Source organism: Devosia sp., assembly GCF_017744655.1.
In the GTDB taxonomy this organism is placed as follows: Bacteria; Pseudomonadota; Alphaproteobacteria; order Rhizobiales; family Devosiaceae; genus Devosia.
Window position 1 is genome coordinate 20,741 of the sequence record NZ_JAGIAW010000013.1, and the last position, 10,574, is coordinate 31,314.

12 protein-coding genes are annotated in these 10,574 nt (G+C 60.7%); 3 read left to right on the forward strand and 9 right to left on the reverse strand.

Annotation, left to right across the window (positions count from 1 at the left end; translation table 11 throughout):
* Positions 1 to 66: 66 nt before the first annotated feature.
* Genes J7557_RS19660 through J7557_RS19680 form a run of 5 tightly spaced genes read right to left on the reverse strand, consistent with a single transcriptional unit; the run spans position 67 to position 4,995 of the window.
* Positions 67 to 1,059 (reverse strand): ABC transporter permease, encoded by a 993-nt coding sequence (locus J7557_RS19660; protein ID WP_291421834.1) that lies wholly within the window; start codon positions 1,057 to 1,059, stop codon positions 67 to 69.
* On the reverse strand, positions 1,059 to 1,835 hold the full coding sequence (locus J7557_RS19665; RefSeq protein ID WP_291421836.1) for an ATP-binding cassette domain-containing protein: 777 nt from the start codon (positions 1,833 to 1,835) through the stop codon (positions 1,059 to 1,061). The genes J7557_RS19660 and J7557_RS19665 overlap by 1 nt, the downstream gene beginning before the upstream one ends.
* Before the next feature lie 25 nt (positions 1,836 to 1,860).
* Positions 1,861 to 3,000, reverse strand: a complete 1,140-nt coding sequence (dgoD, locus tag J7557_RS19670; RefSeq protein WP_291421838.1) for a galactonate dehydratase — start codon at positions 2,998 to 3,000, stop codon at positions 1,861 to 1,863.
* Positions 2,997 to 4,205 (reverse strand): AGE family epimerase/isomerase, encoded by a 1,209-nt coding sequence (locus tag J7557_RS19675; protein WP_291421840.1) that lies wholly within the window; start codon positions 4,203 to 4,205, stop codon positions 2,997 to 2,999. The genes dgoD and J7557_RS19675 overlap by 4 nt, the downstream gene beginning before the upstream one ends.
* Before the next feature lie 13 nt (positions 4,206 to 4,218).
* The gene (locus J7557_RS19680) at positions 4,219 to 4,995 is read right to left on the reverse strand and encodes an SDR family NAD(P)-dependent oxidoreductase (protein ID WP_291421842.1); all 777 of its coding nucleotides are present in this window, start codon (positions 4,993 to 4,995) and stop codon (positions 4,219 to 4,221) included.
* A gap of 143 nt (positions 4,996 to 5,138) precedes the next feature.
* Here J7557_RS19680 and J7557_RS19685 point away from each other — a divergent pair, with 143 nt between their 5' ends.
* On the forward strand, positions 5,139 to 5,795 hold the full coding sequence (locus tag J7557_RS19685; protein ID WP_291421844.1) for a GntR family transcriptional regulator: 657 nt from the start codon (positions 5,139 to 5,141) through the stop codon (positions 5,793 to 5,795).
* A gap of 226 nt (positions 5,796 to 6,021) precedes the next feature.
* Here the strand turns inward: J7557_RS19685 and J7557_RS19690 are convergent, their stop codons facing one another.
* On the reverse strand, positions 6,022 to 6,330 hold the full coding sequence (locus J7557_RS19690) for a hypothetical protein (RefSeq protein WP_291421846.1): 309 nt from the start codon (positions 6,328 to 6,330) through the stop codon (positions 6,022 to 6,024).
* A 529-nt stretch (positions 6,331 to 6,859) separates the two neighbouring features.
* Between J7557_RS19690 and J7557_RS19695 the strand changes: the two genes are divergently transcribed.
* On the forward strand, positions 6,860 to 7,036 hold the full coding sequence (locus J7557_RS19695) for a hypothetical protein (RefSeq protein WP_291421848.1): 177 nt from the start codon (positions 6,860 to 6,862) through the stop codon (positions 7,034 to 7,036).
* A 53-nt stretch (positions 7,037 to 7,089) separates the two neighbouring features.
* Entirely contained in the window at positions 7,090 to 7,389 is a 300-nt protein-coding gene (locus J7557_RS19700; protein ID WP_291421850.1) for a hypothetical protein, read from the forward strand.
* A 27-nt stretch (positions 7,390 to 7,416) separates the two neighbouring features.
* Here the strand turns inward: J7557_RS19700 and J7557_RS19705 are convergent, their stop codons facing one another.
* The 3 genes from J7557_RS19705 to J7557_RS19715 all read right to left on the reverse strand — a co-directional run.
* The gene (locus J7557_RS19705) at positions 7,417 to 8,085 is read right to left on the reverse strand and encodes a response regulator transcription factor (protein WP_291421851.1); all 669 of its coding nucleotides are present in this window, start codon (positions 8,083 to 8,085) and stop codon (positions 7,417 to 7,419) included.
* Entirely contained in the window at positions 8,085 to 9,434 is a 1,350-nt protein-coding gene (locus J7557_RS19710; RefSeq protein WP_291421853.1) for an HlyD family type I secretion periplasmic adaptor subunit, read from the reverse strand. Before J7557_RS19710 ends, J7557_RS19705 begins: the two co-directional genes overlap by 1 nt.
* 23 nt (positions 9,435 to 9,457) lie before the next feature.
* Positions 9,458 to 10,574: calcium-binding protein (locus J7557_RS19715; protein ID WP_291421856.1), on the reverse strand; the 1,117-nt coding region annotated here is incomplete at its 5' end.

Genomic DNA, 10,574 nt, shown 5'->3' on the forward strand with positions numbered 1-10,574 from the left:
TCCCAGTAAATTGCGCCTTTTGACGGGTGACGCATCCGAAGGCGCGCGACGGATACGTCGAGATCGTTACCGGGTCAGTCGACGACCCGATTGATCGAGGTAGACGGCAGCGACGAGAACGATCCCGACCATAACGTCGCGCCAGAAGGTGTTGAGCCCGACCATGATGAGGCCGCTGGCGAGGGTGGCGGGAATAAGCACGCCGACCGCCGTGGCAAAGACGCTCCCGCGGCCGCCGAAGAGGCTGGTGCCACCGATCACGACGGCCGCGATGACCTGAAGGTTGTCCGTGGCATGGCCGCCGATCGTGGTGGATCCATACCGGGCCAGCGAGAGGATGCCAGCGATACCAGCCAGCATGCCGGCCAGCGCATAGACTTTGATCAGGTGCAGATCGACATTGATGCCCATTTCCTTGGCGGCAAGCGGATTGGAGCCGATGGCCAAGGTATGGCGCCCGAAGCGGGTGGCGGTGAGCAGGATGCCGCCGATGATGGTGACGACCACAGCGATGATCACGAGCATAGGAACGCCGCCAAACGAGCCGACGCCGATATTGTCGCCCAGTTCATAGGGCACGTCGCGAAGGTCTTCGCCGGCAATGATCCAGCTCAGGCCCTGGGCCGCGCCCATGGTGCCTAGAGTGACGACGAGAGCCGGCACCTTGGCCTTGGCGACGAGGACACCGTTCAGGAGCCCCCAGGCCGTACCGGAAATGATCGCCGTCACGAGGCCGATCGCCGCCACGTCCCAGCCCTGGCCGCCAAGGGCGCCCATTACCTTCGCCGCGATGACCCCGGAGAAGACGAGCACCGCCCCCACCGACAGATCGACGCCAGCGGTGACGAGCACGAAGGTCGCACCTACCGCCATAACGAGCAGGATAGCGCCCGCCATGCCGATATTGCGGATATTGGCAAAGCTCATGAAGGTGTCGGGGCGCATCAGCGCAAAGGCGAGAACGATAAGCGCCAAAACGATGACGATGCGGCCCGGCCCCATCCAGAGCGAGGAAAGCTCGAAGCGCGGCTTGCTGGAATTGCTGCTGCTATCGGTCATTATGCTGCCTCGTTGGCAAAGGCGCCGGTAATGGCGGCAACGATCTTTTCCATGGACATCTCTTCGCGGCTCAGTCGCGCGGTGCGCCGGCCGTGGCGAAGGACTTCCACGCGGTCGGCGACCGCGAGGACATCGGGAACGTTGTGGCTGATCAGGATCACCGAGCGGCCGGATTCCTTGACCCGACGCACCAGCTCCAGCACCGCGGCGCTCTGGGCGACACCGAGAGCGGCCGTAGGTTCATCCATGACGACGATCTTGTCGGCCCAGGTTACCGCTCGCACCACGGCGATGGATTGGCGCTGACCGCCGGACAGTGTGGAAATGGGAGCATCAACGCTCTTCAGGACCACCTTCATGGTCGTGAGCGCGTCGACTGTCCGGGCACGCATCTGCGGCTTATCCAGAAACCCCATGCGCCCTAGAAAGCCATCGCGCAGAATTTCGCGGCCTAGGAACATGTTGGCTGCAGAGTCCAGTTCCGGAGCCATGGCCAGATCCTGGTAGACCGTTTCCATGCCAAGGGCTTGAGCATCCTTTGGCGAACCGAACTGCACCGGCTTACCGTCGATCAGGATTTGCCCTTCCGAGGGCGCGTAGAGGCCGCACATGGTCTTGACCAGCGTCGACTTGCCGGCGCCGTTGTCACCCATCAGGGCCACGATCTCACCGCGGCCGAGCGTAAAATTGGCGCCGCGCAGGGCCTCGATAGTGCCGAACCGCTTCCAGATATCGCGGGCCTCGAGCACAGGCGGGGTTTCACCAGCGTGTGTCATCTTTGCTGTTTCCACTTTTCTTGACTCACCAGTCCGCAATGCTGCCGTCGGACCTGAAGGATTCCGGCACCCACTGTCCTTCGGTCTGGCTCTTGAGGAACCCTTCATCGATTTCGATGCCCAGGCCCGGCCCCTGAGGCATTGCAAGGTAACCATCGGCGTCGACGCGCGGCACATAGCTCGACAGCTTGCCTGTCCATTCGAGATTGGTGTGCCGGGTTTCGAGTAGAGAGAAATTCTGAGCGTAGGCGGCAAGATTGAGGCTGGCTGCCGCCTGCACGGGTCCATTGGGATTGTGCGGAGCGAAGGTCACGCCATACATTTCGGCCAGCGAAGCGATACGCACGAGCTCGCTGATGCCGCCGGCGTTGGACACATCAGGTTGAATGATGCCGGCCCATTCGTTTTCCAGAACTTCGCGGAAGGCCCAGCGGGTGAACATGCGCTCGCCGACAGCAAGAGGCGTCTTGCTGTGTTGGGCGAGGCGCTCGAGGGCCGCGTTGCTTTCGGCCGGCACCGGTTCCTCGATCCACATCGGATTCGTGTGGCGAACCGCCTCCTCGATGGCGATCGAGAGCGAGGCGCTGGGGCGGCCATGCATATCGATGGCGTAATCCATGTCGTCGCCCAGCGCGTCGCGCACGGCTTCGCAACAGGCAACGATCTGGCGGATCGAGGCGAGCCCTTCGGTCATGGCGACCGCAGGGAGCGGGTAGATCTTGACCGCCTTGAAGCCCATGTCCATGGCGACGGCAACGCGGTCGCGGAATTCCTCGGGCGACAGCGACAGGCCGAGATTGGCATAGGCCTTGACCTTGTCTCGAACCGGACCGCCGAGGAGAGCCGCTACGCTCTTGCCGGCCAGCTTGCCGCGGATGTCCCAAAGCGCCACGTCGATGCCCGAGAGCGCCGAGGTCTGGATCGGCCCACCGCGCCAATACGCATGGCGGTACATGCGCTGCCAAGCCCACTCCGTGCGCTCGGGATCTGCGCCGAGGATCAGCGGCTCAAGGTCGCGAACTGCCCCGGAGACGCCCTGCGGCTTAGCCGGTAGCGAGCATTCGCCCCAGCCGAAAAGCCCCGGTTCGTCGGTCTCGACCTTGACGAAAACGAGGTCGGAAATGCCGTTATAGGCGATGTAGGGAGTGATGGCCGTGATTTTCATGCGCTAGTCCGCTCCAGCACGGCCAGGATTTCGGCGCAGGCACCGATATTGTGATAATCGGGTTCAGGGGCGCCGCGGCGATCGCTGGCGACGCGATTGTCAGCGTCGAGGGCACGGAACCAGCCCCCGCGCTCGTGGTCGATAAGGTGGTCGTGGGTGTAGCGCCAAAGGCGATCATACCAATCCCAGTAGTGCTGCTCGCCGGTTGCCAAGGCCAGATGCGCTGCAGCGCCGAGGCTCTCAGCATGCACCCACTGCTGCTTGGAATCGTCGTAGACGGCCTTGTCGTGACCATAGGAATACTGGAGACCGCCGCGCTTCTCGTCCCAGGCGCAGGCGACGCCTTCGTCGAACAATTGCTTGGCCCGCTCGCGATGCCATGGACGCGGCAGATGACCATCAAGGATCAGGAGCAATTTGGCCCATTCAGTCTGGTGGCCGGTGAGATATCCCCACGGCCGGTAGGCATCGGAATGGTCGTTGAAGTTGTAGTCGGGATCGAAGGCCCAATCGGTCTTGTAGTGCTCCCAGAGCTGACCGATGGGGCTGAGTGTCGCCTGCCGCAGTGTCATCGCCGCAGCGAGGGTTTCCGCACGATGCAAGTAGCGCTGTTCGTCCGTCGCTTCATAGGCTACCAGCATGGCTTCGCAGGCATGCATGTTGCCATTCTGCCCGCGATAAGGCCGGATTTCCGACCAGTCGGCGCTGGCTTGATCCGCATAGAGACCGTAAGCGGGCTCGTAGAGATGGCGCTCCATGGTCTCGAAAACTTCGTCGAGCCAGAAGCGCGCCTCGGCAAAGCCTGCCTTCAGGGCCGTCGCATAGGCAAGGACGACGAAGCTATAGCCGTAGGTGATGTTGTCAGTGACGGTGGGTGTGGCAACGCCTTGGCTGAAATCAAGACCGAAAATATAGGCACGGGTCTCTGGCACCCGATGCACGCCGGTCAGAAAGTCGAGGGCGTGCCGGACAGCATCGCGGTTCTCTGCACGTCCGAAGAGCCGATAGGCGGTGGCGTGATTGAACAGCGAACGGCAGGTGTGAACCAAGGAGCGTGGAGCAGGATCAACGACTGTGCCTGTATTGTCGACTTCATTGAAAAAGCCGCCCGACGCATCGAAATTGGCCGGGTAGAAAAAGTCTATGGCGCTTTTGATCTGATCAAGAAGAAAGGCTCTGGAGCGGAAATCGGGGTAGTCAGTCATTGCTGTGGCCCTTCTAGAATCCAAGTTGCGCCAAGAGCCCGCCGTCAGCGACGAAGTCGGCGCCAGTCACATAGCTAGCCCGGTCGCTTGCGAGGAAGGCGATGACTTCGGCCATCTCCTCGGCCCGACCGACCCGGCGGATCGGTAGGTTCTGACCCCAGTCCGCGTAAATTTCTTCAAGCGAGCGCCCGTCATCGATCTTATTGGCCGCGACGCGTAGCAGTGGCGTGTCGATCGGGCCGGGGCTGACGCTGTTGGCGCGGATGCCATACCGGCCAAAGTCGACTGCCAGGGTGCGGGTGAAGGCCAATAGTGCGCCCTTGCTGGTGGCATAGGCCGAAAGACCGGCGCTGTTGGCACTGCCCTGGTTGGAGGCGACGTTGACGATAGACCCGCCACCGCGTTTGCGGAGATGCGGAATACCGAAATGCGCGGTGAGATAGGCACTGCCGACATTGACAGCCATCACCCGTGCCCATGTTGCGTGATCGGTCTCGACGGCGGTGCCATAGGGGTGGATGGCGGCAGAGCAGACGAGAATGTCGAGCCCGCCACCATGATGGGCTGCCTGTTCAATTGCGACGCCAACCTGATCTGCATCGGAGCCATCACCCACGATGGCCTTGAGTCGCGCAGGGAGCACATCAAGCCGAGGGTCGGCGCCATCCGCAGAGCCCGGTGCGCCGAAGGCGGTGACCATTGCGCCGCGTTCTGCCAGAAGCTCGGCCGCTGCCCGTCCAATGCCGGTTGTACCGCCCATAACGAAGGCGCTTTTGCCTGAAAAGTCCATATCGAGACCTCCATCCAAGGACACCCATACACTTGTGTTGACTAGTGTACAAGTATGTTTAGTGTTCAAGTGTGTTTAGTGTGCATGGCGTTGGAAATTCGCCTGGCAACGTGCGAAGATAGGACCGAACTGGAGATAACCGCATGGCCTTCGCTCGCCGAAACGCCCGAGAACCCGCAGCAGATCAAGCCTACGCCGTTATCCGGTCCCGCATTCTCGAGCTCACTTACGCGCCGCATGAGCTGTTGTCTGAAAATGGGCTAGCAACCGAGTTCGAAACGAGCCGCACTCCAGTGCGTGAGGCACTGAAACGCCTGGAAGGTGAAGGACTGGTGGAAGTGCGCCCGCAGCAGGGGACTTTCGTGTCCCCCATCCGGCGGGAACTGGTGATGGACGCGCAGTATGCCCGATCCGCCTTGGAGTGCGCGTTGGTGGCGGATGCCGCACGGCTGAGGTCAGATGAGGACCTGCACGCTCTCGAGTTTAATCTTGCCGCACAGATCCGCGCCGCCGAGCGGCAAGATTTCGATCTTCTGTTCAAGCTTGATGAAGATATGCACAAACAGATCGCTGCAGCAGCGCGTCGCACTGCGGTCTGGGACGTGATCGCGGACATCAAAATCCACATGGATCGCGCCCGCAAGCTTTCGCTTAAACCTTACCACGTGCCGACACTGATTGAGCAGCACCAGGCAATCATCCAAGCGATTGCGACTGGTAGAGAAGACGATGCGGTCGCCGCCATGCGAGACCATCTCGGCTTTGTGGTGGAGCACTTCGACGAGCTCGTCGAACGATAGAGGAAGGTGCCATCGAGGTAGAAGTTAGTGATGCGTTGCCTATTCTACGGCGCTTATTTCGGTAAGAAATCTGACTTGAGGCAATAAGGCCTGCCAGTCCGGTTCTCATCCCAGTATGGCGGCCAGTTAGGCCTCTGGTGAACGTCCGCTGTTGGGAACCGGCAGTAGTGACGTGAACGGCCGGAATGGGGCGCGGAGTCGTTAGGGCGGTTGTCCGAATTCCACCCTAGAGACCGAACAACTCTTCCGCCGTTAGTTCTTTGACCTCGTTCGGTGGGATCATGTCATGAGATCCGATCTTCCATTTCATCAGTTCGGGATGGATCGCTCCCCACTTGGCGAACAGCTTGAGCTGGTAGGCTCTGGCCCACTCCGGGGACAGTGCGTTCAGCAGGTGAAATGTAGGCTCATCAACGCCGGTGAGATCGGTAATGGCCTCTTCGCAGACAGTGATCACCTCGTGGATAATTTGACCAGGAAATGGAAATCCTGCGGCACTGTCGAGCTGGATCCATGCTGAGTACGCTTGGGTCATGAGGAGCCCCAACCGCATTGCACTAGGTGGATGACGCTCCTTAAGCACAGTTTGCGGATCAAATTTCCGCCGCTGGAAGAGCCGGCAGGCGACATAGATCGGACCATCGTGTTGAAGAGGCGGAACCGAAGCCGATCCTCTAAACTCTTGAAGCGAAAATGCCTCTCAACTGATGGAGAAATGTAAAGCGGGCCACTAATAACTCGCATGCCCGCGAACATGTCGGCATCCCACTCCACGGCATGCGCAGTCCATTGTTCATCGCCCGAACAATGCGCGAACTCTTCCAACTCCAAGAGCTCACGGCGATCGCCCGCCGCCGAGAGGAAGAGGTGCCCATTGAGTACATGCGCGATTTCGTGCGAAATGAGAAACGCTGCAACTGGGAGTTCAAGTTGCTGACGAGGTCTCGTTCACCGGCCAGTGCGCTCCCCCACAAATAGCGGTATAGATTTGGCCAGCAATGGTGCCAGTGCTTTTGCACGGCATGGAACCGGGCTGCGCTTTCGCATGCGAACAGGAGAGGCAGATGTCCAGCGACAAACGTCACGATGAGCAGGTGCGCCTGGCCGGATGGACCGCCGGCGCGACCGAGAAAGACAAGAATACCAATCCGCATCGCGGCAAGAAGAACGACGACGAAGCCAACTGGGACGAAGCCTGGGAGAAGGGCTTTGCCGGCGAGGACTACACTGTCTGGTCCTAACCGCGTTGCCGGGCGGCCGTTGACATGACCCCGTTGCTAATCAGGAGAGCGCCTTGGCCCTTTTTGCCGTGAGCTTCATGCTCGAAGACGGAAGCGACTATAATGATCGCTACGCTGCGCTGACCAAGGCGATCGAAGCGGCCGCCGATGGGGATGTCTGGTCGGAGACGTCGTCTTTCTATCTGGTGACTTCAACCAGGAATTCGGTGGGGCTGAAGGATGAAATCACGTCCGCGGTCGCTCTGCAGGATGGCGATGTGCTGCTGGTGATCAACCTGAGCAAGACCAAGGGTCATGCGACCAGTGGCGTCGCGAGGAAAACACTGTTCAAGAAGCTGATCGACCAGCGCTAAGGCGCTTGGCTAAGGTGGAGGCTATCGCTACGAGCCCTCTACATCGGCGAGAGCGGATTGCGACTTCTTGACCGCTACGACCACTTCGACCCGGCTCCTGACTTTCATCTTGTGCATCAGGCTGGTCATGTAGTGCTTGACCGTCTGCTCGGTAAGATCGAGCGTTCTCGCGATTTCCCTATTGGTCTGGCCGAGCAGCAACTGTCCAACGATCTGCTTTTCACGGCGGCTGAGGCTGAAAAGGGCAGCAGGAGGCGCTGCCGACAACCGGGCGCGCATGGCGGTCAGGACTTCGGCCGAGAATTTTTTCGAGATGACCAATTCGCTGCGCGCCCGGATCGCGTCGAGCAACTCTTCGATGGGGTCGCTCTTGAGCACGAAGCCGGTTGCGCCGGCTTCGAGCGCCTTGACCGCGGAATCAACGCTGCAATAGGCGGTGTAGACGATGGAGCGGGTCTGACTGTTGGTGCGGGTGATTTCGGAAATGGTCTGGAAGATGTCGCCGGGCATCGAGAGATCGAGGATCGCCACATCGGGCCTATGCTCATTGATGAGAGCCAGGCTCGATTGGGAGCAGTTCGCCTGCCCGACGACGTCGAAATCTCCTTGCCTTGCCAAGATGTCCTTTATGCCTTCGAGGAAAACCGGGTGATCGTCGGAAATGGTGACGGTACTGATATATGGTGGGCTGGGCATCATTCCTCGCGGAAGGCGCGGGTGATCTGGTCGGTAAAGGGTTTTACGAAGTAGGCGATGGCCACCTGTTCTTCGGTTTGCACGAAGACTTCCACGGGCATGCCGGGCACGAGACCAGTGGGGCCGAGCTGGTCAAGGTCGTCGGTGGGATCGGCTTCGGCGAGATAGTAGCTCTGGCCGCTCTGCGGGTCTGTGGTGGCAGCGGCAGATATGCGAGTGACGACGCCACCGATTTCGGGGGTCGTGCGCTGGTTGAAAGCGGAGAAGCGGAGTTTTACCGGCTGGCCCAGGCGCAATTGATCAATGTCGTTGGTGGCGACGCGGAACTCGATCTTGAGATCAGCGTCGGCAGGCACGATGGTCATGAGCTTTTCGGCGGGCGTGATGACGCCGCCGAGAGTGGTCACGGCGACCTCGTTGACTGTACCGCTCACCGGGGAGCGGATGACGGTGCGGGCCTGGCGGGCGTCAACTTCGGTCAGGCGATCGCGCAGCTCGGCGAGACGGGCATCCACTGTGCGTAGTTCGCGCAGGGCCTCCATGCCGCCGGTCTGGTTGATGGCGAGGATTTGCAGCTCGATTTCGCTGATGCGTGCATTGGCCCGGGCTATACTGGCAGCGATCTCGCCTTCAGAGCCCATCATGCGGGCGAGTTCGCGATCTGTGGCATTGAGACGGGTGGTTTCGATGAGGCCTTTTCCGGCGAGCTCGTTCATCCGCGTGCGTTCTTCGCGGACCAGGGCCAGCTCTTCCTGCAAGGCGTCATCCTGATAGGCGAGGCCGGCGATCTCCTCGCGCAACTGGGCGACCTGCAGTTCCAACTGGGAGCGCAGCGACTGCTGGTTGAGCATGGTGCTGTCGAACAATTGCTGCTCGCCGGCGAGGATAGAGGCCGAGCCGGGATATTGAGACAAGTATTGGTCGGGGAAGGCGATTTCTCCCGCCTGCCCTGCCTGGGCCTGGAGACGAGCCTGCCTGGCGACGAGCTCGGCGAGTTGGCCGACGAGGATCGAGCGTTCGGTACGAATCTGCACGTCGTCGAGCCGCAGGAGCACGGCGTCCTTGTCGATGACATCACCCTCGCGCACTTCGATGGCGCGGACGACGCCGCCGTCGAGATGCTGGATGGCTTTCACCTCATCGTCGACCAGCACGGTACCAAGTGAGATGACAGCGCCCGAAAGTTTTGCCGTAGCGGACCAGCCGCCGATGCCGGCGACCAGCAGGATGGCAAAGATGCTGCCGGCGATGACGCGGCCGGTCAGGGAGAAACTGTCCTGTTCGGCTCCGCCTCGGCGCCGGGAGGTCGGCTTTGCAGTGAAGGCGGCGTAGGTATCGATCGTGGTCATCACGCAAAACTCCGGAACGCGGGTCAAACGATGGTGGGTTCGATATTGAAGGGCAATTGGATGCCATCGACGCGGATGGCGATCTCATAGAAGTCATCACCGTCGACATCGGCCTCGATGATGGAGTGGTCGACGTCGTCATAGCGCTCGTAGCGCACGCGGATGGGCAGATCGTCGCGATCGCCATCGTCGAGCTCGTCGTAAAAATCTTCGAAGCGCTCTTCTTCGGTGCGGGCCGCCTTGCGGGAGATGTCGTAGTCGGCCACCCGGATGCGATCGCCGACAACGAAGTCGAGGATTTCGTGGACGAGCTGGCGGCTCAGCAAGGGAGTTTCGTCGATTACCGTGAAGATGAAGAGATCGTCGCCGCGGCCGCCGGTGATCACCGTGGCCGTGGTGCCGATGAAGAAGGTGTCGTTACCGCTGCCGCCGATGGCGGCTTCGATATTGCGGAAAGTGTCGGTGCCGATGCTGTCGCCGGTCGCAAGGCTCGCGACGAAATCGACGACGATATCTTCTTCGCTTTCGGAATAGTCGAGCGTGTCGAAACCCTCACCGCCATCGACATGGTCGTCGCCTGAACCGGGGGAGAGGACATCATCTCCTTGACCCCCGTTTATGATGTCGTTGCCGTCATTACCTGCGAGAGTGTCGTTTCCGTCGTTTCCATAGATGACGTCGTCGCCTTGGCCTCCTAAGACGGTGTCGTTTCCTAGTCCGGCGATGATGGTGTCATTGCCCTCGTCGCCATTGATGATGTCGTTGCCGTTGCCGCCGAAGAGGATGTCGTCGCCGGTGCCGCCGGAGATGGTGTCGTTGCCGTCGTCGCCATGAATGATGTCGTTTCCGGCTTCGCCATAGAGGCGGTCATTGCCGGCGCCGCCGGAGATGAGGTCGTTGCCATTGCCGCCGAAGATGATGTCATTGCCTTCGTTGCCGAAGAGGGTGTCGTCGCCGTCCCCGCCATTGATGTGATCGTCGCCAAGGCCGCCGGTGACGCTGTCATTGCCGGCGCGGGCGTCGATGATGTCGTCGCCGGAGAGGGCATCGATGTCGTCGTCCCAGGGGGTGCCGGCAAAGATGTCGGCATTGGCGGTGAGCTGCACCTGGTTGCGGGTAATCTCGAGGGTCGCGGTCTGG